Genomic DNA, 23,318 nt, shown 5'->3' on the forward strand with positions numbered 1-23,318 from the left:
AGGGGCCATGTTGAGTACGATTCTAGGCTACGAGGCATGGCCAGTCAATGTCCAGGACTGTCAGGAAGTCAGGAAGCGTGGAGCATGGGCTGAAAAACGAACAGTTTGGGAGAAGAAATGGCGATTTGGCTCATCCGTGCTGGCTCGCACGGCGAATACGAACAGAAGTTTATCCAGGAGAACCGGGTTTACGTGACCTGGGAGGATCTGGACGTGGACGTCGCCAAGCTCCTGCAGCGAGGCGAGCTGACGGCCGAAATGACGCAACGCTACCCGGAGGCCAAGCCTAAGACCGTTCTGAACTGGGTAAGCCAGGTCTGGCCGTTCGCGCATGAGATGCAGAAGGGCGATCTGGTGGTGCTGCCGCTGAAGACGCAGCCTGCGGTCTACATTGGTGAGATCACGGGCGACTACCGTGTCGAGAAGGCTGGCCCGAACCCCTTCTTCCATTGGCGATCCGTCAAGTGGATCGGCGAGGCCATCCCGCGCACGCACTTTGGCAAAGACCTGTTGTTCTCCTTCGGTGCGTTTCTGACGATCTGCCGCATCCAGCGTAACAACGCAGAGCAGCGGATCGCCGCCATGCGTGCCAATGGGTGGAAGGCGGAAACGCTGGCAGCACCTGCCAAAGCAACCACGGCAACGACGATCGACGTGGAGGCGGCAGACACCGACCTGGATGAACTGGCACGAGACCAGATCGCCGCGCTGGTGGCCGCACGCTTCAAGGGGCACGGCTTGACGCGACTGGTCGAAGGCATCCTGAAAGCACAGGGCTACACCACTTACCGCAGCCCAGAAGGCGCAGACGGTGGCGCCGACATACTGGCTGGTTCCGGCCCTCTGGGCTTTTCTGCGCCGCGTTTATGCGTGGAGGTGAAGTCCGAGGATTCGCCGATTGGACGTGAACCAGTGGACAAGCTGCTGGGCGCCATGACGAAGTTCAATGCCGACCAAGGCCTGTTCGTGGCATGGGGTGGCTTCAAGGGCAATGTGCAGAAAGAGCTGGCCTCGCAGTTCTTCCGGCTGCGCCTGTGGACGCAGAAGGAGCTGCTCGAACAACTGTTCGAGCAGTACGAGCGATTGGACGAAGATCTCAAGGCCGAACTACCGCTGAAACGGGTATGGATGGTGGCAGCGCAGGACGAGGCGCTTTGACGCGCCATCGGTCAAATGTTCGCACCTTGCGCGCCATGCTCTTCGCACTATTGGCAGCATGGTGTCGCCGCATTGATGGCACAGTCCAGAGCGCGCTGTTGCCACCGTCTTCGCACATTGAGGCCACCTTGCTTATACAGGGTTGGCACCGTTCTGCACACATTCAAGCTGGGCGCACCACGCCTGGCAGGCTGTCCCCACGGCATTCCGCACATTCTTTGAGCTGCATTCTTGAAGCTCAAAGAATGTGGCCGCTGATCGCGAAACCGCCAGGATTCGTGGGCAGCGGCAGATGGGGACAACGCGACATCGGATTGCGTCCAGCGCAGGTCTCTAGTTGAAACCCCGTTGCGGCCATGTGCCGTGTGTGCGCATTAGGGCAAAAATTTGTCGATGCGTACCGCCAGTTCAGCTGGACTCATCCCTGCCTGCATGGCTCTGCGCAGGGTTCCTTCCAGTAGTGTCCAGCCGATGGCATCCGTACCCGTGGCCACATACCCTTTGTCGCCTGGGTCTCGCAGGCGCTGCATGAAGCCGTGAGCCAACTCACCACAAGGAATCTCCTGCCCACCCTGTTCGGCCAGACCGAGCAACGCAGAACGGGTCTCATCTACCGCTTGGGTTGGAATACCCTCCAGCATAACCGGGAGAAGTATCACCCGGTCGGGCCGGACCAATGCGGTCAGATCGTCTGAGGCCATCGGCGCTGGGGTGATGGAAAGACGGACCCAGGCATCGCCCCACAGTAAAAACATGGTCTGGCTCATTCCTCGGTGCTCATTCAAGAACATGCAGCGTGGGGTCAAGGGATCTTGCAGGAGCGCGAACACCGTGCGCAGGTGCTCCCACTCGCCTTGGTTTGCCCACGTATGCACGATGTCTGCGCGAAGTTGGCCGCTTTGCACCCCAAGGTGGTACATCAGGGCTGCCACCCGGCTCGTCGAGATCACTTGAGGTTTGCCCTTCAACCAAGCAGAAAGGTTGGCTGGGCGGATGCCCGTAGACTCGAAGACGGCGGCCAGCGTCAACCCGCGCAGGCGCAGCAGAGCGCCCGCCAGTAGGGGGAGTTGCTCGTTGGTTAAAGCAGGCATGGGAGCTTTCTCGGCGATCACAATAAATCACTATAACAATTTACCGCTTTACTGACGAGACTGGATGAACGCCGTTTTTATTGTTATAGTAAATTATAGTTAAAAAGGAAGAATGCTATGACACGCACTGCCCGCCATCGCCCCCAGAGTCGCGCCGCGTACCAAGAAGCTCTGACTATCCTGAAAGCTCGGCATCCCTGGCTGGCTCGGCAAGTAGTGGAGCCTGCCCCGGGTCACTTGGCCGTGCTAGAGCACTTCGTAGAGCAATGTGAGTTGCTGATGAAGCAGGCCGACTACCGACACTTGCCGCTCTTTTGCGCCACCACGCAGCGGGACAAGCTCAGCCTGCGGGTGGAATTGGTGGGCGCGAGCATCAACCGCGACCGAGCGCTGCTGGATTTGATTGAAGCTGCCCGTCACGCGGCACAGCAGCACTGCCCGGTGTGTTCTGCCCCGGTGATTGGTGGCGATGCTAATGTGAGTCAAGGCGTGCGCTGCAAACGGCACGCGGCCACCATCGGCTTGTACACGGAGGACCTCAAGCGCAACCAGAAGCTCGCAGTCGCGCAGGGCTTGCTGTCCCCAACTGCCAAGCCCGAGAAGTCTATTCGTGACGAGCCGCTCGATTCCTCCACCGACCGCGCCGTGCATGCCATTTTGCAGGCTTTGCCCGACATGACGCCGCCCAAATCCACGCCGGAGCAGCTATCCCGGCCGGAATCCAGGGCGACACCGCAGATTGCCTTTCTTGAGGCAGCTAGCCTGCACAGCTTTGTGGAGCGCCACCGCGCCAAACCGGGAGAGAAGGCCAAGCGGGCACAGTACATCGCCGAGCGCATCCGCGCAGCCGGCCATGAGCATCGCCGACTAGGTGAGCTACCCGATGACTGGGCTAAGCTGATCGAGGACTTCCAGCGCGACTTCCCCAACTTCGCGGAATTGGCCGAGGTACTGCACGACCATTTCGCGCTGCATGCCATGGGTGACGGCCGCGTCGCTTGGTCGCCCATCCTGCTTGTCGGCCCAGCAGGTATCGGCAAGACCGAAGCTGCGCGTTGGTTGGCAGGGCGCCTCAGCCTCCCGTTCCGTGTTATCGACATGGCCAGTACGCAGTCGAGCGCACCTTTGGCCGGATCGGAATCTTACTGGTCCAACTCTGAGTCGGGTGTGGTGTTTGAACTGCTGGCCTATCAGCCACAGGCTAACCCTGTGGTGGTGCTGGATGAACTCGACAAGACCGACCAGCAGCGTCAATACGACCCGCTGGCCGCGCTCTACACCCTGTTGGAGCCGCGATGCGCCCGTGACTTCATAGACCTGTCGATCCGTGACTTCGGCATCGACGCCAGCCATGTGAACTGGATCGCCACTGCCAACAGCACCGATGGTATCCCGGCACCGCTCTTGTCTCGAATGACTGTGCTGAATGTGCAGGCTCCCACGCCCGAGCAGGTTGCGTACATTGCGCAGTCGATCTATGGCCGAATGCTGGCCGAAAATAGTTGGGGCACAGCTTTTGTGCCTAAATTGGACGAGGAGGTCGTGGCTAAGTTAATGAACCTTCCGCCCCGCCGCTTGGGAAAAGTGTTATGCCGAGCGCTTGGGCGCGCAGCAAGGGACGAGCGGGGACATGTCCTTCCCTCCGACCTTGAAATAACTAACGGCACTGCATGTCGAAGGATCGGGTTCATGAGCTGACCACCGGCGATCGGCGGTACGGGCGAAATGGCAATATCTTGGGCCAGAAGCCGGCGATAATATTCGGCGATGAGCAAGATGTGCAGCTGCACTGAGTTCTTCGCTAGGCCGCGGTAACCGCAATTCTTAATGCTCGGCAGGGCGAAGTTAGCGGCCTTGGACCCTAAGGAATGCAGAAACGGATCCATGCAGTGAGGCGTGCGACTAACTCGACGGCACAAGGTGATTGCAGCGAGGCGCCGACCTGCCTAGCGGCGGCCCAGTACGCGAGGGACGGCGCAGGCGGATCGTCGAAGCGCACTGGATCCTGTAGTCGACGTGCAGCCACGTGAAGCTAGCAACCCATTCGATCGTTGCCAGCAACGAAGTGCGACATTCATGCAGTCATGACTTAGCAGGGACGCAAAGTGGGGCAATTTTAGCGCGCATCTACCGCTTCGCTTACCTTGGCCGGACTTGTAGCTTATCAGATCGTACGCTCATCGTAATCCGTTAGACAAACACGGCGTGGAACTAGATTCCGTTCAGCTGTCAACCGGACACTGGCACGCGTGCATTCATAAGTTGTTTACTGCATTGACCTGCTAACCAATCCTCACAACTTTGTTAAACAAGGGTATGGCGGAATTATTATTTGCGTTTTGTCAACAAACGTCTTATCTTTTCCATTAATTTCCCATCGAACATAGATTTTGGTCGCGTCGAGTCGTGTTTCGGCGCTAGCCGCGTCGGCGGTGATGGGCGAAAGGCAAGAGTAAGTGCGCTTGTTGAAATAGATTTAATAATCGCCGGTGCAGCATCGCGTCGAAGTAGGGTTATTGAGCTCATGGATGAAGTCGACGTACAAGAATTAACGCAGCGAGCTTCTCGGCTGCGGTCCGAAGGCAGGTTGGAAGAGTCGCTGCTGGCGGCGCGCCGTGCGACGGCCCAGGGACCGCAAGATGCGAACGCCTGGTGGCAGCTGGCGCTCACGCTACGGCGCCTGGACGACGATGGCCGGGCGCTGCCTGCACTCGAACAGGTCACGGAACTGGCTCCATATTTCGCCGCCGGCTGGTGCGAGCTGGGTAGAGTCTACCAAGCATCGGGTGATCTCGACGAGGCGATTGCCCGCTATGAGGAGGCGCTGGCGGCTGACAACGAACACGCGCCGACCATGCGAGCACTGGCGCGCGCATTGGCGGACGACGATTCACCGTCCACGATTCAGCGCCGCCTCGGGTTGTTGCGCTCCCTGCGGGATGCCAAGGAACTGACAGACGACATGCTGTTCGACTTCGCCTACTTGCTGGCGGAGCAGGGAGAGCCAGCAGAAGCGGCGCGCATGTACGAGGAATGCACCTGCCGGCAGAGCGGCACAGCGGCCTACTTCAACCTGGGGCTGGTCTATGAAACGCTTGGACGCGACGCCGATGCGCTCGACGCTTTCGACACCGCGGCTTACCTCGGGTCCGAGAACAGTCACCTGCCCAGGCTCAGCGATGCGTTACATGCCAAGCTGAATGTATTGGCAGAAAAGATCGCGCGCGCTCCTGCGGCCTTGCTGGCACAGACCGAGTGGTATCAGCACTACATCAATCCATTCGAGCTGCTCGATGCCGGGATGCCGGAGGACCTGCGCGGTCAACCGAAGTCGCTGCAAAAGGCGCGCCAGGCAGTGCTGCGCGAAATCGAGCTGGAAGATGGGCGCCTGGCATGGATGCCTGGACTGGTGCTAGACAAGTCGACCGCGCTGTCCACCCTTGATCAACTTAGTGACGACGACGCGTGGTGTACACATCATCTCGTGTTCGAAGACAAGGCGCTGTGCGGCTTCCTGTCGCGCGGCGAACTCAATCTTTTCCTGCGCCGCGCGGATCTGGATCAGGCACCATTGATGCCGTATGCGCAGGATGAGTCGGTCTTGCGCGTGATCGGGCCCGCTTTCGCCGCCCAGTACAACCGGGTCCTCACGCGCGCCATCGAGCAAGGAAACGTCGATGTCGTCACCTGCCTCCTCAAGGGCCGCCGCTGGGTTGCGGACGGCCATGCGGAACACTGTATCGAAGGTGCCAAGCGCGCCCTCGAGCGCCTTGCCGCTCCCGTTGTCGCGCTCGACAAGGAAGCCGATGACAGGACCATTAGCCTGGAAGAGATCCAGCGCGGGCTGGCGGCTGGATCACTCGGCAGCTTCTTGCCTCATCTGCCGATCGAATTCCATGCCGTACACCATGCGGTCGGAAACGCCCTACGCGGCTTGGCGGTATCGCATTATGGGCGCGAAAGCGACGCACAGAAGGCGATGCAGATACTGGAGCTGGCCAAGGTTTGTGCCGACAAGCTGCCTGCGCTGGCGCACATGGTGAAGGCGGACGAGAATGCGCTGAACGAGTTGATCGCCAAGGAGCGCAGCAAGGAAGCATCCATCGCAGCCGGCCAGAAACGCCTGCAGATCACGCGTGCCGGCGTTAGTGACGGCACAACGCTACTGGCGCCCACAAACATCGCTGGCGTGCGTTGGGGAATGACGGTGATTAACAATTCGCCGCGGACCATGCAGCACACCATCGGTTTCCAGGCTCACCGCGGCCCAGACATCGTCGCCACCTGGACCAAAATGGGCAATCAGGACGCGCACCGCTCGGAATGGTCAAAGCTGATCGACGCAGCGTTTCACTTCTTGTTGGGCGACGTGCTGGAGTCGTTTGCCAATCAGATCGACTCTGGACGCGAGGTAAGCGTCGGTCCGGTCGAGGTGGGTAGGCATGGTTTAACGATGGACGAAAAGGGCTGGATCTTTACCAACCGCACTACGGTTCCCTGGAGCGAGCTAACTTCGCAGCTGATCAATGGCTCGCTCGTGCTGGGTAGCCGGAGCAGGCCGAAGGCGCGCGCCGAACTGCCGCTCGCGACAACCTGGAATGCAATTGTCCTGCATTTATACGCAACAAAAAAGGAAAAGTCGAACCCATGAATTCGCCCGTCTACCATGATTATCCAAAGTACCTGCTGCAGACGCTGAACCAGGTCTACGACATGGAGCGTAAGCTCACCCTGCACGGCGATAGCGCCAATGTGCTCCGCAACGTCGAACGCATTAAGGATGCGTTCGCTGGCATGGACCTGTTCTACGAGGATCCAATGGGCCAGCCGTTCAGCGAAACTCGGACCGACCTGGAAGCCTCAATCGCCGGCACCGGTGCCGACGACCTGGTGGTGACCGAGGTCATCAAACCTGTCATCCGGCAGGGCAAACAGGCTTACTCAGTCGTCGTCCAGCGCGGCATCGTTGTGGTCAAGACACGCGAACCGGCCAGTGCCGCCACCGAATTGGAGACGGACATCACCCACAACGCGGGCAACGCGGCTGATTCACTAGCAAACACCCAGAACGGAGAGCAGGCATGAGCAACACGATTAATTTCGGCATCGACCTCGGCACATCGAATTCCCTGATCGCCAAGTTCGACAAGGGTGAGGTGCAGGTGTTCAAGAATCCGAGCGGCTTCAAGGAGACGCTACCCTCCGTCGTCGGCTTTCGCAACGATCGGACGATGGTGGGCGACAAGGCCCGAGAATTTCTGGAACGCGACGCGCGCAGCGTAGTCAGCCGCTTCAAGCGCAAGATGGGCACGTCGGAAAGCTTCAACATCAAGGCGCTCGGCACCTCGCTTACGCCAACTGAATTGTCGACTATCGTCCTAAAGGAACTCAAAGCCTTCGTGCAGTCGGGTGAAGAAGTGGACGCTGCCGTGATTACGATTCCCGCGTCCTTCGACACCTTGCAAAGCAACGCAACCAAGGAAGCCGGGCGCCAGGCAGGCTTTAAGACGGTCGTGCTGCTTCAGGAGCCGATCGCTGCCAGCCTCGCCTACGCCAACAAAGAACGCAACGTCGACCTGAAAAACAGTCAATGGCTGGTCTACGACCTGGGCGGCGGAACCTTCGACGCAGCGCTGGTGCGCATCGTCGAGGGCGAGCTGACCGTTGTCGACCACGAAGGCAACAATTACCTTGGCGGCACCGATTTCGACGAGCTGCTGGTGGAAAAGCTAGTTGTGCCCGAACTGCTGCGGCGCGGTCGCTTCGACGACCTGCTCGGCTCGCTGAAGAGTCTTAGTGGCAGCCGCAATGCACTCTGGCACGTGATGCTGAGCCGGGCCGAGGAGGCAAAGGTCGAACTGTCGGCCAAGACCTCGACCGAGATCGACCTCGGGGCGACCCGAGTCGAGGACGACGACGGCAACGAGATCGATGCGATCCTCACTGTCACGCGAAGCGAATTCGAATCGGTCATCAAGGATGCGGTCGACAATTCGATTGACATGGTTAAGCGCATCCTCGCGCGTAACAAATTGCAGCCCAGCGATCTGCAGTTCGTGTTGATGGTCGGCGGCTCGACCTACATTCCGTACGTGCGCCGGCGTGTGCAGGAAGTGCTCGGCATTGCTGTCAACACCAGCATCGACCCGACCAACGCGATCGCCGTCGGGGCTGCGTTTTTTGCAGGCACCAAGGAAAAGCAGCGAGACGCAGAGGTAAAACCCGCTTCCGGTGCGTCACCCTTGAAAGTCCGCATGGCGTACAACAAGACTTCGCAGGAGTCCGAGGAGATCTTCAGCGCCAGGGTCGAGGGGGATCTCGACGGCATGCAGTATCGGATCGTCGGCACTGACGGGGCGTTCGACAGTGGTCTGAAAAAGCTCTCTAACAGGATCATGGAAGACTTGCCGCTGCGCGAAGGGGCATACAATATCTTCACCTTCAAGGTATTCGACGCGCACGGCACGCAAGTCCGGCTAGACGAGGACATCATCCAGATCGCGCAAGGGCGCTATACCGTCGCTGGCCAGATGCTTCCCGACGACCTTTGTCTGGTGCTGGACCTGACTGACGCCAACGATACCCGACTACAGACACTGTTTGGAAAAAATGTGGTGCTTCCGTCCACCACCAAGTACACCGCAGAAATCGGTAAGACCATCATCAAGGGCTCCGACGAAGCTCTGCGGATTCTGGTAGTGGAAGGCCCGCAGGAGCGCCATGCATCTACCAATAAGCCGCTGGGCACCCTGGTCATCACCGGCCGGCAGCTGACGCGCGACCTGATCAAGGGCACTGAGGTCGACATGAAGTTCACGCTGTCCGAATCGCGTGACCTCACCGTGAGCGCCTATCTCAACGGCACCGACCAGGAGTTCTCGCAAGTCTTCAATCCGAAACAGCGCGATGTGTCGACGTCAGTGCTCGCCACTGAAACGCTCAGGCTCGAGGAGCGACTGCAGGAAGAAATCGCGGACGCGGAAAAGAGCGGGCAGCGCGATGTCGCGGCCGGACTGGAGAAAACGCTTTCCAGCGTGCAGGAGCTGATGGGCCAAATTGCCGCGCTGCGCGACGACGACGTTACCGACCGGAAGTTCCAGCTCGAAGACGCCAAGCGCGAGCTGGCATGCTCGATGCACGAACTAACCGCTGGTAAGCGGCTTGAACACGCGCGCAGCGAGTACAAGAGCGTGAAGGAAAGCTGCATCGGAATCGTGCAAGAATCCGGCAACGATCGCGAACGCAATCAGATTAAGGAGATTCTTGCTCGCGAGCACACCTTCATCGCATCGAATACGCCGGAAAAGATCCAGGCAGTAAGCGAGGAGCTGCGACATATCGAATTTGGCATCTTGTCGCGCACGCCTGCTTTCCTGCTCGGTATGTTTGATCACTTGAGTACCAAGATGCCGTCAATGAATGACCAGATCCAGGCGACCCGTCTGTTCGACACCGGGCGGCGCGCTATCGCGGGCGACGATTGGAGTGAAGTGCGCGCCATTTGCGGCCGTTTGTGGGATCTGTTGCCCTCCGACCAGCAGAACACACCGCAGGCGCGCATGCTCACCGGCCTGGTGTAGCGGGACGCGCTGGTTGCCGGCCTGGCAGCCTGACCAGCAAGCTGGTCAGGCGACGCACTCTACATACAGAGGATTCCGCGTCGGGCGGCGGCGCCTGTGCCTTAAGGGCACAACGCGAGGTTAGACCGGCAAACTGCTGTTAAATATGGGCTAACTTTTTTCGATGACGTCGAACACGAACTGTAAGGCCGCCGGCATTATTCGAAGAAGATGTGGTCATAGACAGGCGTATCCATCGCCAGCTCTGCTGAACTCAATTGGTGGGAAAGCCATTCTGTCTCGGGTTTTGTAAAGACAGACCAGCGAAGTAATGTCGAGCTCCGAGGCAAAGTAACGAATCCACTTAGCATGCAATCAGATGAGTACGATATAGAGTACGTTTTTCGGGTTCCGAAAAGAATTTTGATAGAAATCAATGGATTACAAGGGTTATTCCTGTTCAACGTCTGATCCAGAATGTGTTGCAAAGGGTCCTTCGGGACCCTTTTTCATTTTTGAGCGCGCGCCATCTCATGAAGAAAACAATCCATCCACCGTCCTGTCCATGACGCTGGCTGCCATGCCCCTGGCCGCCATGGCCGCACCCGCGATCAATTGCAGCATGTGCGACGAGTGGAACCAGCCCGCCGCCCCCTTCAAGATCCACGGCAACACCTGGTACGTCGGCACCGCCGGCCTGTCCTCGGTACTCGTCACCAGTCCCGAAGGCCATGTCCTGATCGACGGCGCGCTGCCTCAGTCCGCTCCCCTGATCCGCAAGAACATCGAGGCGCTGGGCTTCCGCATGCGCGACATCAAGGTGATCCTCAATTCGCACCCGCACTTCGACCATGCCGGCGCCATCGCCGAACTGCAGCGCGCCAGCGGCGCGGTCGTGATCGCCAGTCCGCACGCGGCCCAGGTACTGCGCGACGGCACGCCGGGCAAGGACGATCCGCAATACGACCCCAAGGACCGCTACCACATCCCGAAGGTCGCCGAAGTGCGCGAGATCGCCGACGGCAAGAGCGTCGCGGTCGGTCCGCTGCGGCTGACCGTGCACTACACCCCGGGCCACACGCCGGGCGGCACCAGCTGGAGCTGGGAATCCTGCGAGCAGGGCGCCTGCGCGGTCATCGTCTACGCCGACAGCCTCACCGCAGTATCGGCCGACGGCTTTTACTACAGCGGGGACGCCACCCACCCGGACCTGATCGCAAGCTTCCGCAAGACCATCGCCCGCATCGCCGACATGCCCTGCGACGTGCTGGTCACGGCCCATCCGTCCTTCAGCGACCTGTTCGCCAAGGCGGCGAAGAAGAAGGCCGGCGCCAATCCTTTCGTCGACCCGCAGGCCTGCCGCAAGCTGGCCTCGGCCAGCAGCCGCAACTTCGAGGCGCGCATTCAGCGTGAGCTCGACGACAAGGCAAAGGCGGCCGCTGCCGGACGCTAACGCCGATTGCTGCGATACTAATGGCCTTTCCCCGCATTCGAACGCCATGGCCATCCTGACCGAACTCGTCCTCTATCCGATCAAATCCTGCGCCGGCCTGTCCGTGCCGCAGGCCACGCTGGCCCTGTCCGGCCTGGTGGCCGAGGGCGTGCACGACCGCGAGTGGATGCTGGTCACGCGAGAAGGGCAATTCCTGACCCAGCGCGAATATCCGCGCATGGCCCTGGTCACGCCGCGCGTCGAGCACCCATTCCTGGTGGTCGAGGCGCCCGGCATGCCGCCCCTGCGCCTGCCGCTGGCCCACGACACCGCTGCGCCCACGCTGCAGGTGCAGATCTGGGACCACAGCGTGGCCGCCGCCGACTGCGGCGACGCAGCCGCAGCCTGGTTTGCCGACGCCTTGCAGGCCTCCTGCCGCCTGGTGCGCTTCCGCCCGGAGGTGCACCGTCCCACCAGCACCAAGTGGACCGGCGGTACGCCCGCCGAAACCCGCTTCGCCGACGGCTATCCCTTCCTGCTGATCGGCCAGGCCTCCCTCGACGACCTGAATGCGAAAATGCTTGCCGCCGGCCGCGCGCCGCTGCCGATGAACCGCTTCCGGCCCAACCTGGTCGTGGACGGCATCGACGCCTTCGAGGAGGATTTCGTCGAAGCCTTCACCGCCGACGGCGTGTCGCTGCGCCCGGTCAAGCCCTGCGCGCGCTGCCCGATTCCGGCCATCGACCAGGCCACCGGCATTCCTGGCCCCGATCCGATGGACATCCTCCAGACCTACCGCGCCAATGCGCGCATGGAGGGCGCCGTCTGCATCGGACAGAACTGCATTGTCCAGGACGGCGCTGGTGCGGTCCTGCGCGTCGGCCAGGAACTGGACGCCAGCATCGCGTTCTAAGCGCCCCGGGCGAACCCATCCGGCCGTTGACAAGGCCATAACAGGTGTCGCAAATTCGACGACAACGCGGCCCTTTCGCGCCCCTCTGGGGGCGTTTTTCGTTTCCAAGCAAGGACAGATGGCGTAATGTTACGGGTATTGCTGAAAGGAATTCCCATGCACGAGCCGGACGCGTCGACGCGAGAACTGATGGCGGAAAACGAAAGCCTGCGCGCGCGCATGGCCTACCTGCTCGAGCAGGCGGAACGCAATCACGAGATCATGTGCCGCCACCAGGCTTTCGACCTGCAGATCGTGGGCGCCGGCAGCTTTCCCGAGCTGGTGGGCACGATCTTCCGCACCTTGCCGGTGATTTCCGAGCTCGACATCGTCACCCTGTCGCTGGTGGACGAGGATGCCGACATCTATACCGTGATGCACAAGCTGGGCGTGGATTTCGAGCAGTTCCCGCACCTGATGTTCTGCGAGCAGGCCGTGGAGCTGGGCTTCGACCTGGCGAGCGGCCGCCGCGCGCGTCCGCTGCTGGGCGCCTACGCGCCGGCCCAGCATTGCGCGATGTTCCCGCACCCGCCGGCCGGGCTGCAGAGCGTGGCCCTGGTGCCCCTGATGCGCAACACGCGCCTGATCGGCAGCCTGAACCTGGGGAGCGCCGATCCGAACCGCTTCACGCCGAACCTGGGCACCGATTTCGTCGAGCACATGGGCTCGATCATCGCGATCTGCCTGGAAAACGTGATCAGCAACGAGATGCTGAAGTACATCGGCCTGACCGATTCGCTTACCGGCGTCTACAACCGCCGCTACATGGACCGCCGCCTGCTGGAAGAGATCGCGCGCGCGCGGCGCCAGGGCTACCGGCTGTCCTGCATGTACATCGACATCGACCACTTCAAGCGGGTCAACGACACGGTCGGCCACCAGGGCGGCGACGAGGTGCTGCGCGAAGTCTCCGCACGCATCAAGGCCGAGCTGCGCATGTCCGACGCGCTGGGGCGCTTCGGCGGCGAGGAATTCGTGGTGCTCCTGATCGACGCCGACCTGGAAGCGGCCACCATGGTGGCGCAGCGCATCCGCGCCAGCGTGGCGGCGCAGCCGGTCGACCTGGGCAGCGGCGAACGGGTGGCCGTGACGGTGTCGATCGGGGTGGCGGGCTTGTCCGATTTCGACCGCGAGCATGCGATCGAAGGCATCGCCCAGGACCTGGTGGCGACGGCCGATTCGGCGCTGTACCAGGCCAAGGCGGGCGGGCGCAACAAGGTCGTTACGATTGCGTAACCCGTAAGGTTGGCGGCAAAGCCGCCAACCCTACGATCAGAGCAGGCGATTTTCAGCCCGGCTGACCGCATCCCCTTCACCTCGCAGCACCACCACGTCGCCCACGTCCAGCACCGTCTCCGGCCCGGCCTCGAGCTTCTCGCCGCCGCGGCGCAGGGTCGTCACCTCGGCCCCCACTTCATCCAGCCGCAGTTCCGCCAGCCGCTTGCCCACCGCCGCCGCGCCATCGGTCAAGGTGACGGAATGCAGGCGCACATAGGTGTGCTCCGGGTCGTCCGTGATGTCGCCGGAACCGTGGAAGTAGCCGCGCAGCGCCGCATAGCGCTCGTCGCGCGCGGCTTGCACCCGGTGCACCACGCGGCGCAGGGGCACGCCCAGCATCACCAGCGCGTGCGAGGCCAGCATCAGGCTGCTCTCCAGCGCTTCCGGCACCACCTCGGTGGCGCCCGCGCCCTTCAGGAGGTCGAGGTCGCTGTCGTCGTGGCTGCGCACGATCACCGGCAGGTTGGGCGCCAGCTCGTGCACCAGATGCAGCACCTTGAGCGCCAGGCGGGTGTCGGCGAAGGTGATCACCAGGGCGCTGGCGCGGTTGACGCCGGCCGCGATCAGGGCTTCGCGGCGCGAGGCGTCGCCGTAGGAGACGTTGGCGCCGGCGGCGCGCGCTTCCTGCACCCGTTCCGGGTCCAGGTCGAGCGCGTACCAGGGCAGCTTTTCCTCGCTCAGCAGGGTCGCCAGGCTCTGGCCGCTGCGCCCGAAGCCGGCGATGATCACGTGCTTCTGCGTCTTCATGGTGCGGGTCGCCAGCTGGGTCAGGGCCAGCGACTGCATCATCCATTCGTTGGCCGCGATCTTCATGACGATCTTGTCCATGTTGGCGATCATGAAGGGGGCCGCCAGCATCGACAGCACCATTGAGGCCAGCACCAGCTGCATCAGGAAAGGGTCGATCAGCTTCGAGTCCGAGGCCAGGTTGAGCAGCACGAAGCCGAATTCGCCGGCCTGGGCCAGCGCCAGGCCGGTACGCATCGAGACCCCGTCCGAGGAGCCGAACAGCTTGGCCAGCCCGGCGATCAGCGCGAACTTGAGCAGCACCGGCAGCACCAGCAGTGCCAGCACCAGCCACCAGTTGGCCAGCACCATCCGCAGGTCGAGCAGCATGCCGATGGTGATGAAGAACAGTCCCAGAAGGACGTCGCGGAAGGGCTTGATGTCTTCTTCCACCTGGTGCTTGTACTGGGTCTCGGAGATCAGCATGCCGGCCACAAAGGCGCCCAGCGCCAGCGACAGGCCGGCCTGCTCGGTGATCCAGGCCCCGCCCAGGGTCACCAGCAGCAGGTTGAGCATGAACAGTTCCTGCGAGCGGCGCTTGGCCACCACCGTGAACCAGCGCCGCATCAGCTTCTGGCCGAAGAACAGCAGCAGGGCCAGCACCGCGGCCGCCTTCAGGGCCGCCAGGCCGAGGGTGGCCGGCAGGTCTTCCGGGTTGCGCGCCAGCGAGGGAATCAGGATCAGCAGCGGCACCACGGCCAAATCCTGGAACAGCAGGATGCCGATGATGCGGCGCCCGTGCTCGCTCTCGAGCTCGAGGCGCTCGGTGATCATCTTGACCACGATTGCGGTCGAGGACATGGCCAGCGCCCCGCCCAGGGCAAAAGCGGCCTGCCAGCTGATGTTCAGCTGCGGCGTGAGCATGGAGATCAGCTGCCCGAACAGCATGGTGGCGACGATCGTCAATACGACTTGCGCCATGCCCAGCCCGAAAACGATGCGCCGCATCGCCTTGAGCTGGGCCAGGGAGAATTCCAGTCCAATGGAGAACATCAGGAACACGACGCCGAATTCGGCCAGCGCGTGGGTGGCGGGGCTGTCGTCGGCCAAAGCCAGGGCGTGGGGGCCGATCAGTACGCCGACGGCGAGGTAGCCGAGCATCGGCGGCAGGTGCAGCATGCGGAAGGCGACCACGCCGAGCACGGCGCAGCCCAGCAGGAGCAGGGTCAGTTCAAGTCCGGAATGCATCGGCCCTGTTCCAGTCCTGATGACGGTCGGTGTTGTTGTTTGTTATGACTGGCAAGTTTTTTGCTTTCCCAATTCGTTTATACTTCCGGTATGAGTGTAACCGATGAAAAAACAATGCTGAAAAGTTTTGACGAGAGCCAGGCGCGCCGGCTTCTGGAACTGGGCCGCGAGACCCTGGCCATCGAGGCCGACGCGATCCGCGCCCTGCATGCGCGCCTGGGCGACGACGACAGTTTCGTGCGCGCCGCCGACCTGCTGTACGCCTGCAAGGGCAGGGTAGTGGTGTCCGGCATGGGCAAATCGGGGCACATTGCCCGCAAGATCGCCGCCACCCTGGCCTCGACCGGCACCCCGGCCATGTTCGTCCACCCGGGCGAGGCCGCCCACGGCGACCTGGGCATGGTGACGCCGAACGACGTCTTCATCGCCATCTCGAACTCGGGCGAGTCGAGCGAACTGCTCGACATCCTGCCGGCCGTCAAGCGCATGGGCACCCACGTGATCGCCCTGACCGGCAGGCCGGCCTCGCGCCTGGCGCAGCTGGCCGAGGTCCACCTGAACATCGCGGTGGACAAGGAAGCCTGCCCCCTGAACCTGGCCCCGACCACCAGCACCACCGTCACCCTGGCCATGGGCGACGCGCTGGCCGTGGCCCTGCTCGACGCGCGCGGTTTTCGCGAGGAAGACTTCGCGCTGTCGCACCCGGGCGGCGCCCTGGGCCGCCGCCTGCTGACCCACGTGCGCGACGTGATGCGCAGCGGCGCGGCGATTCCCGCCGTGGCGCCCGAGGTGCCGCTGGCCAAGGCCCTGCTCGAGATCACCCAGAAGGGCATGGGCATGACCGCCGTGGTCGACGCCGACAACCGCCCGATCGGCGTGTTCACCGACGGCGACCTGCGCCGCCTGATCGAGCGCATGCACGACTTCTCGAACCTCACCATCCGCGACGTCATGCACGCCAACCCGCGCCGCGTGCACCCGGAGCAGCTGGCCGTGGACGCCGTCGCCGTGATGGAGGAATTCCGCATCAACCAGATGCTCGTGGTGGATGCGGACGACCGCCTGGTCGGCGCCCTGCACATCCACGACCTGACCCGCGCCAAGGTGATCTGATGCTGCCGCTCGCACACATGGAACGCGCCGCGCGCGTCAAGGTGATGATCTTCGACGTCGACGGCGTGCTCACCGACGGCAGCCTCACCTACGGCCCGGACGGCGAAGTCACCAAGACCTTCAACGTGCTCGACGGCCTGGGCATCCAGCTGCTGAACAAGACCGGCGTCCAGACCGCCATCATCAGCGCGCGCAATTCGCCGATCGTGGTCAAGCGCGCCGCCGACCTGGGCATCACCCACGTCTGGCAGGGCTTCCACGACAAGCGCATCGGCTTCGCTGAGCTGCTCGCGAAAACCGGCGTGACGCCGGAGGAGTGCGGCTACATCGGCGACGACGTGATCGACCTGCCGCTGTTCACGCGCGTCGGCTTCGCGGTCACCGTGCCCTCGGGCCACCCGGAAGTCCAGCACCGCGCCCACTACGTGACGCGCAACGCGGGCGGCCGCGGCGCCGTGCGCGAGGTGTGCGACCTGGTGATGCGCGCCCAGGGCACCTACGAACAGGCGCTCGCGCCTTACTTCGCCTGAGCATGCGATGGTCGGCTATCTAAACAACAAGCGCACCGCGCACCGCTGGAAGCTCCTGACGATCATGATGATCGCAGTCTTCTGCGCCTTCGGCAGCTTCTGGCTGCTGCAGGCCTTCGACGGCGACGACGCCGGCGCGCGCCTTGGCGGGCCGCCGACGGAGCCCGACTACATCGTCGAGAACTTCTCCTTCGTGCGCATGACCGAGGGTGGCCAGCCGAGTTACCTGGTGTCGGGCAAGCGCCTGACCCATATCCCCGAGGGCGACGTCTCGACCGTGGTGCAGCCGGTGCTGCGCGGCGTCGAGCCGGGCCGTCCGCCGATGACGGTCACCGCCGACCGCGCCCGCATCTACCACCAGGAACACCGCGTCGACATGCTCGGCAACGTCGACCTGCAGCGTGCACGCACCGCCAAGTCGGAAGCGCTGCGCGTGCGCACTCAGGCGCTCACCGCCTTGCCTGACGAGGAAATCCTCAAGACCGATCAGCCGATCGAGATGCAGCTGGGCGCTTCCAGCGTACGCGGCACCGGCATGGTGGCCAACAATGCGACCCAGAAGCTGCACATCGCCAGCCGCGGCCAGATCGTCTATCCGCCACGCGCGCGCCAGTAGGCCGTCCATGACAAGGCCGCCTCAACCCAGGACCACAACATGATGAAGAAACACCTCGCCGCACTTTGCCTTTCCCTGCTGTCGCTCACGGCCTTCGCCGAGCGCGCCGACTCGCTCAAGCAGGCCGTCATCAATTTCGACTCGCTCGACGTCGACGAGGTCACCCAGACCCGCATCCTGACCGGCAACGTGGTCGTCACCCGCGGCACCCTGGTGCTCAAGTCCGACCGCGCCCTGGTCAAGGAAACGCCGGAAGGCTACATGAGCGTGACCCTGACCTCGAACCCGGGCAAGGTCGCCACCTTCCGCCAGAAGCGCGACGGCGGCCCCGACCTGTGGGTCGAAGGCCAGGCCCAGCGCATCGAATACGACGAGCGCAACGAAATGGTCAAGCTGTTCTCGGACGCCGTGGTCAAGGAACTCGAGAGCAAGCGCGTGACCAACGAGATCAATGCGCCCTTCATCTCCTACGACAACCGCAAGGAAGTCGCCAGCGTGCGCAACGACGCCAGCGGCCAGAGCAAGGTCGGCGGCGGACGCGGCACCCTGATCCTGGCGCCCAAGCGCGCCGCGCCGGCGGCGGGCAAGCAATGATGGAAGCGCGCGACAGCGGCAGCACCCTGATCGTCAAGGGCCTGCAGAAAAGCTACGGCAAGCGCCTGGTGGTGCGCGACGTCTCGCTGCAGGTCGAGTGCGGCGAGGTGGTCGGCCTGCTGGGCCCGAACGGCGCCGGCAAGACCACCTCCTTCTACATGATCGTCGGCCTGGTGCCTTCCGACGCCGGCTCGATCGACATCAACGGCACCGACATCTCGAGCCTGCCGATCCACCGGCGCGCGGTGCTGGGACTGTCCTACCTGCCGCAGGAAGCCTCGGTGTTCCGCAAGCTGACCGTGGAGGAGAACATCCGCGCGGTGCTCGAGCTGCAGCGGGTCGATGGCCGGGCCCTCACCAAGGAGCAGATCAACGAGCGCCTCGACACCCTGCTGGCCGACCTGCAGATCGAGAAGCTGCGCGAAAACCCCGCCATGTCGCTGTCGGGCGGCGAGCGCCGCCGCGTGGAGATCGCGCGCGCGCTGGCCACCAACCCGCGCTTCGTGCTGCTGGACGAGCCCTTCGCGGGCGTCGACCCGATCGCCGTGATCGAGATCCAGCGCATCGTGCGCTTCCTGAAAGAGCGCAAGATCGGTGTCCTGATCACCGACCACAATGTCCGCGAAACGCTCGGTATCTGCGATCGCGCCTACATCATCAACCAGGGGGCCGTGCTGGCCTCGGGCCGGCCGGACGACATCATCGCGAACGAGTCCGTGCGCCGTGTCTACCTGGGCGAACACTTCCGCATGTAGAAGACATGAAACAATCCCTGCAACTCCGCACATCGCAGCATCTTGCACTGACTCCCCAGCTGCAGCAGTCGATCCGCCTGTTGCAGCTGTCCACGCTCGAACTGCACCAGGAGATCGAGCAGATCCTGTCCGACAACCCCTTGCTGGAAAGGCTGGACGATCCGCTCGACCGCTCGGTGCGCCTGCTGGCCGACGGTGCGATCAACAATGCGCCCGCCAACGGCGAGGCGCCGGCGCCCGCCGCCCCGGCGCAGGAAGGCGAGGCCGCGCCGGCCGCGTCCGGCGAAGCCGGCGAGGGTTTCGAGGGCGGCGACGCCGAACGCGACGCGTCGGACGCCGACTGGGGTTCCGGCGGCGGTTCCGGCGGCGGCGAGGACGAGGACGGCCGCCCGCAGCTGGAGGCGAGCGCCATCAGCCTGCGCGAGCACCTGATGGAGCAGATTCGCGTCACCGGCTGTTCCGCGCGCGACCGTGCGCTGGCCGAGCTGGTGATCGACGCGCTCGACGACAACGGCTACCTGGAAGAGCCGTTGGACGAGATCCACGCGCGCCTGCCGGAAGAGCTCGAGATCGAGATGGACGAGCTGCGCTGCGCCCTGGCGCTGGTGCAGAGCCTGGACCCGGTGGGCGTGGGCGCGCGCAGCGCGGGCGAATGCCTGGCGCTGCAGATCCGCCGCATGCCGGGCGTGCCGCTGGTGACGCGGCGCCTGGCGCTGAAAATCGTCGAAGGTTACCTGAGCTGGTTCGCCCAGCGCGAGTACAGCAAGCTCAAAAAGGCGCTGGACTGCGACGACGAAGACCTGCGCGAGGTGCAGGCCGTGGTGCGCCAGTGCAATCCGCACCCGGGCGCGGCCTTCGCGTCGAACGTGTCGGACTATGTGGTGCCGGACGTCATCGTGCGCCGCGCCAAGAACGGCTGGGCCGTGATGCTGAACCCGGACGTGATGCCGCGCCTGCGCGTGAACAGCCTCTACGCCTCGCTCATGAAGCAGGGCAAGTGCGAAGGGCAAATGAATTCGCAGTTGCAGGAAGCCAAGTGGCTGATCAAGAACATGCGCCAGCGCTTCGACACCATCCTGCGCGTGGCCGAGGCCATTGTCGAGCGCCAGAAGAACTTTTTCTCCCACGGCGCGGTTGCCATGCGGCCCCTTGTTTTACGTGAGATAGCTGATACACTAGGCCTACACGAAAGCACAATTTCTCGTGTTACAACGCAGAAGTACATGCTGACCCCGCACGGCATGTTCGAGTTGAAATACTTCTTCGGAAGCCATGTCGCCACCGAAGCGGGGGGAGAAGCCTCCTCGACGGCGATCCGCGCTCTCATTGCGCAATTGACAGGAGCAGAAGACCCTAAGAATCCATTATCCGACAGCAAGATCGCGGAGATGCTCGGGGAACAAGGCATGGTCATTGCGCGCAGGACGGTCGCCAAATACCGTGAAGCGCTCAAGATCCCTCCCGTCAGCCTCCGCAAAGCTTTGTAACAGCGTTGCCCACTCCCGCCTTGTGCCTGGGCGGCGCGCCTTTTCAAAGGAGTGTGTATGAACCTCACAATCAGTGGCCACCATCTCGAAGTGACTCCCGCTATCCGTGAATATGTTCAGAATAAGCTCGAGCGCATCATCCGGCATTTCGATCAAGTGATCGACACCCACGTCTTCCTCGCCGTCGACAACCTCACTGAAAAAGAAAAAAGGCAAAAAGCTGAAATCAATGTCCAGGTGTCCGGCAAAACCCTGCACGTGGCCAGTGTCGCGCAAGACCTGTATGCCGCAATCGACACGCTGATGGACAAGCTGGATCGACAGGTTCTGAAACACAAGCAGATGTTGAAAGACCATAACCACCAGGCGATCAAGCGCCTGCCCGACCAGGGCGAAGAAGCCGCTGCAGCCTGACAGGCAGCAGGGCACACCAGCTAAGGGCGTCTGAGGGGACGCCCTTTTTGCGTCTGGACCTTCCATGAATATCCGTCGGGTTGGCGGTTCCGCCGCGAACGCGCCCAACTCGCGGATGAGCAGCCGTAGGGTTGGCGGCTTCGCCGCCAACGCGTTCAAACATGGTCCCCGGACCGTGCGCGGCAACGAAGCCGTAACGATCGCCGCGTCGGCGGCAGAGCCGCCGCCCCTGCGCAATTTGTGTAGTGGGCCTGCGTGTTCTGTAAAATACATGTCTTTTATTTCACAGCACACGCCATGACCGACCACGTCCTGACCCGCGTCGCCAACCGTACCGGCATCATTACCCTTGATCGCCCGAAGGCCCTGAACTCCCTGTCGCTCGAGATGGTGCGCGCCCTGACCGCCATCCTGCTCGAATGGCAGGACCATGAGGGCGTCGACGCCGTGGTGATCACCAGCACCAGCGAGAAGGCCTTGTGCGCGGGCGGCGACATCCGCTTCTTCCACGACGTGGGCCACGCGACCCCGATGGGCGGCAGTGCGCTGCTGGAAGACTTCTTTACCGAGGAATACGCCCTCAACCACCTGATCCACTTCTATCCGAAGCCCTACATCGCCGTCATGGACGGCGTGGTGATGGGCGGCGGCATGGGCATCGCCCAGGGCGGCCCGGATTGCGGCCTGCGCATCGTGACCGACCGCACCAAGATGGCCATGCCCGAAGTGAACATCGGCCTGTTCCCGGACGTCGGCGGCAGCCACTTCCTGTCGCATGCGCCCGGCCAGCTGGGCAACTACCTGGGCCTGACCGGCCTGACGGTGGGCGCGGCCGATGCGCTCTACGTGGGCCTGGCGGACGTGTTCGTGCCGGGCGCCGAACTGGCCGGCCTGAACGCGCTCATCGAGAACACGCCGGGCAAGGAACTGCCGGCGGCGATCCGCGCCTTCGCGGCGCCGTTCGCGGATCAAGCTGGCGCCAGCGAGCTGCAGGCGCAGCGCGCGGCGATCGACGCGCATTTCGGCGCGGCCTCGGTGGCGGCGATCATGGCATCCCTGGCGCGCGACGAGAGCCCGTTCGCGCAAAAGGCGCTCAAGGCGATGCGCCTGCGTTCGCCCCTGATGATGTGCGTGACGCGCGAATTGCTGGTGCGCGGCGCATCGATGGACGTGGCGGACTGCCTGCGCATGGAGCGCAACCTGGTGCGCCGCAATTTCGAGCACGGCGAAGTGCTGGAAGGCGTGCGGGCGCTGGTGATCGACAAGGACAATGCGCCCAAGTGGAACCCCGCGACCCTGGAAGAAGTGACGCCGCAGATGGTGGAGCGCTTCTTCGAGCCGGCCTGGCCGGCCTGGGCGCATCCGCTGCGGCACCTGGCCTGACATGATGGCGGCTTGACCGCCAGACCCGGCGCCAGCACAATCAAGCGCGCGCCCTAGACCGAGGAGTACCGATGAAGGCATTGACCAGTCTGTTGTTCCTCCTGCTCCTGCCGACCTGCGCCGTCCAGGCCGCGCCCCAGGCCAAGCCGGACCCCGCCATGTTCCTGCCCGGCGTCGTGTCCGACGACGGCGCCTTCGGCCTGACCTTGTCCCCGGACGGGCAGCACGCGCTGTGGGTGAAGTCCGGCGGTACCCGGGCGCGGCTCGTGATCATGGAGGCGCGCAAGGTGAACGGCGCCTGGCAGGCGCCGTCGGTGGCGCCGTTCTCGGGCGTGGAGGGGGCCAACGACATCGACCCGATGTTCAGCCCGGACGGCCGCAGCCTGATCTTCCAGTCGAACCGCCCGGTGCCGGACCGGCCGGCGCGCAAGGGCTTCGATATCTACGCCGTGGAGCGCACGGCCCAGGGCTGGGGCGCGGTGCGCCACCTGGGGCACGAGATCAACACCGACGCCTCCGAGTCGTCGGCCGCGATGGCCGCCAACGGCAGCATCTACTTCATGAAGGAAGCGCCGGGCATGCAGTCCGACCTGTGGGTGTCGGAGCTGGTGGGCGGCCGCTACGGCGCGCCGCGCAACCTCGGCCTGCCGGTCAACACCAAGGCGCGCGAGTCGAATCCCTATGTCGCTCCGGACGAAAGCTACCTGATCTATTTCTCGGCGGCCGACCTGGAAACGCGCCCCGACCTGTTCATCGCCTTCCGCGAAAAGGGACGCTGGAGCACGCCGAAACGCCTGCGGGCGCCGATCAATTCGAACGATCCGGACGATGCGGAATTCACGCCTTTCGTGCATGGTTCCACCTTGTACCTGGGGCGGCAGCGGCGGACGGGGGAGCGCTTTATCGAGAATATCTACGCGTATCCGTTTGATGCGCGGGAGTATCGCTAGGCCTGGCTTTGCCGGAAGTCGTAGGCGCCAGT

General features: G+C 63.2%; 19 protein-coding genes. 17 read left to right on the forward strand and 2 right to left on the reverse strand.

All coding sequences use genetic code 11. The annotated features are described in order from the left end of the window. Positions 1-117: 117 nt before the first annotated feature. The gene (locus KBW98_RS12360; RefSeq protein WP_211520446.1) at positions 118-1,158 is read left to right on the forward strand and encodes a restriction endonuclease; all 1,041 of its coding nucleotides are present in this window, start codon (positions 118-120) and stop codon (positions 1,156-1,158) included. Positions 1,159-1,532: 374 nt separating this feature from the next. Here the strand turns inward: KBW98_RS12360 and KBW98_RS12365 are convergent, their stop codons facing one another. Then, complete coding sequence (locus tag KBW98_RS12365) at positions 1,533-2,249, reverse strand: helix-turn-helix transcriptional regulator (RefSeq protein WP_211520447.1); 717 nt, start codon at positions 2,247-2,249, stop codon at positions 1,533-1,535. 279 nt (positions 2,250-2,528) lie between these two features. Here KBW98_RS12365 and KBW98_RS12370 point away from each other — a divergent pair, with 279 nt between their 5' ends. The 7 genes from KBW98_RS12370 (at position 2,529) to KBW98_RS12400 (ending at position 13,428) form a co-directional block, all read left to right on the forward strand. Continuing rightward, positions 2,529-3,947: an AAA family ATPase gene (locus KBW98_RS12370; RefSeq protein ID WP_229429151.1), complete on the forward strand. Its 1,419-nt coding sequence runs from the start codon at positions 2,529-2,531 to the stop codon at positions 3,945-3,947. An 826-nt stretch (positions 3,948-4,773) separates the two neighbouring features. Further along, positions 4,774-6,900: a tetratricopeptide repeat protein gene (locus KBW98_RS12375; RefSeq protein ID WP_211520449.1), complete on the forward strand. Its 2,127-nt coding sequence runs from the start codon at positions 4,774-4,776 to the stop codon at positions 6,898-6,900. Further along, the gene (locus KBW98_RS12380) at positions 6,897-7,334 is read left to right on the forward strand and encodes a hypothetical protein (RefSeq protein ID WP_211520450.1); all 438 of its coding nucleotides are present in this window, start codon (positions 6,897-6,899) and stop codon (positions 7,332-7,334) included. Before KBW98_RS12375 ends, KBW98_RS12380 begins: the two co-directional genes overlap by 4 nt. Then, complete coding sequence (locus KBW98_RS12385) at positions 7,331-9,829, forward strand: Hsp70 family protein (RefSeq protein WP_211520451.1); 2,499 nt, start codon at positions 7,331-7,333, stop codon at positions 9,827-9,829. Before KBW98_RS12380 ends, KBW98_RS12385 begins: the two co-directional genes overlap by 4 nt. 544 nt (positions 9,830-10,373) lie before the next feature. Continuing rightward, positions 10,374-11,261 (forward strand): subclass B3 metallo-beta-lactamase, encoded by an 888-nt coding sequence (bla, locus tag KBW98_RS12390; RefSeq protein WP_211520452.1) that lies wholly within the window; start codon positions 10,374-10,376, stop codon positions 11,259-11,261. Positions 11,262-11,307: 46 nt separating this feature from the next. After that, positions 11,308-12,153: an MOSC domain-containing protein gene (locus KBW98_RS12395; protein WP_211520453.1), complete on the forward strand. Its 846-nt coding sequence runs from the start codon at positions 11,308-11,310 to the stop codon at positions 12,151-12,153. Positions 12,154-12,309: 156 nt separating this feature from the next. Next, positions 12,310-13,428, forward strand: a complete 1,119-nt coding sequence (locus tag KBW98_RS12400) for a diguanylate cyclase (protein ID WP_211520454.1) — start codon at positions 12,310-12,312, stop codon at positions 13,426-13,428. A 36-nt stretch (positions 13,429-13,464) separates the two neighbouring features. Here the strand turns inward: KBW98_RS12400 and KBW98_RS12405 are convergent, their stop codons facing one another. After that, on the reverse strand, positions 13,465-15,444 hold the full coding sequence (locus KBW98_RS12405; RefSeq protein ID WP_211520455.1) for a monovalent cation:proton antiporter-2 (CPA2) family protein: 1,980 nt from the start codon (positions 15,442-15,444) through the stop codon (positions 13,465-13,467). A gap of 90 nt (positions 15,445-15,534) precedes the next feature. On the opposite strand from KBW98_RS12405, the gene KBW98_RS12410 reads away from it, so the two are divergent. The 9 genes from KBW98_RS12410 to KBW98_RS12450 all read left to right on the forward strand — a co-directional run bounded on the left by KBW98_RS12410 (position 15,535) and on the right by KBW98_RS12450 (position 23,286). Further along, positions 15,535-16,557 (forward strand): SIS domain-containing protein, encoded by a 1,023-nt coding sequence (locus KBW98_RS12410; RefSeq protein ID WP_373888935.1) that lies wholly within the window; start codon positions 15,535-15,537, stop codon positions 16,555-16,557. Further along, on the forward strand, positions 16,557-17,087 hold the full coding sequence (locus tag KBW98_RS12415; protein WP_211520457.1) for an HAD family hydrolase: 531 nt from the start codon (positions 16,557-16,559) through the stop codon (positions 17,085-17,087). The genes KBW98_RS12410 and KBW98_RS12415 overlap by 1 nt, the downstream gene beginning before the upstream one ends. A 7-nt stretch (positions 17,088-17,094) precedes the next feature. Then, the gene (lptC, locus tag KBW98_RS12420; RefSeq protein WP_211520458.1) at positions 17,095-17,703 is read left to right on the forward strand and encodes an LPS export ABC transporter periplasmic protein LptC; all 609 of its coding nucleotides are present in this window, start codon (positions 17,095-17,097) and stop codon (positions 17,701-17,703) included. Positions 17,704-17,742: 39 nt separating this feature from the next. After that, a complete protein-coding gene (gene lptA / locus KBW98_RS12425; protein WP_307727596.1) occupies positions 17,743-18,297 on the forward strand; it encodes a lipopolysaccharide transport periplasmic protein LptA in 555 nt (184 codons plus the stop codon). Continuing rightward, on the forward strand, positions 18,297-19,052 hold the full coding sequence (lptB, locus tag KBW98_RS12430; RefSeq protein WP_211520476.1) for an LPS export ABC transporter ATP-binding protein: 756 nt from the start codon (positions 18,297-18,299) through the stop codon (positions 19,050-19,052). Before lptA ends, lptB begins: the two co-directional genes overlap by 1 nt. A 5-nt stretch (positions 19,053-19,057) precedes the next feature. Beyond that, positions 19,058-20,539 carry an RNA polymerase factor sigma-54 gene (locus KBW98_RS12435; RefSeq protein WP_211520459.1) on the forward strand — a complete coding sequence of 494 codons (1,482 nt, stop codon included), beginning with the start codon at positions 19,058-19,060 and terminating at the stop codon, positions 20,537-20,539. A 57-nt stretch (positions 20,540-20,596) separates the two neighbouring features. Then, positions 20,597-20,953 (forward strand): ribosome hibernation-promoting factor, HPF/YfiA family, encoded by a 357-nt coding sequence (hpf, locus tag KBW98_RS12440; protein WP_211520460.1) that lies wholly within the window; start codon positions 20,597-20,599, stop codon positions 20,951-20,953. Between the two features lie 297 nt (positions 20,954-21,250). Beyond that, a complete protein-coding gene (locus tag KBW98_RS12445; protein WP_211520461.1) occupies positions 21,251-22,336 on the forward strand; it encodes an enoyl-CoA hydratase/isomerase family protein in 1,086 nt (361 codons plus the stop codon). 71 nt (positions 22,337-22,407) lie between these two features. Continuing rightward, positions 22,408-23,286, forward strand: a complete 879-nt coding sequence (locus KBW98_RS12450) for a PD40 domain-containing protein (RefSeq protein ID WP_211520462.1) — start codon at positions 22,408-22,410, stop codon at positions 23,284-23,286. The last annotated feature ends 32 nt before the right edge of the window (positions 23,287-23,318 follow it).

It is taken from the genome of Massilia sp. ST3, assembly GCF_018119405.1.
Lineage (GTDB): Bacteria > Pseudomonadota > Gammaproteobacteria > Burkholderiales > Burkholderiaceae_D > Telluria.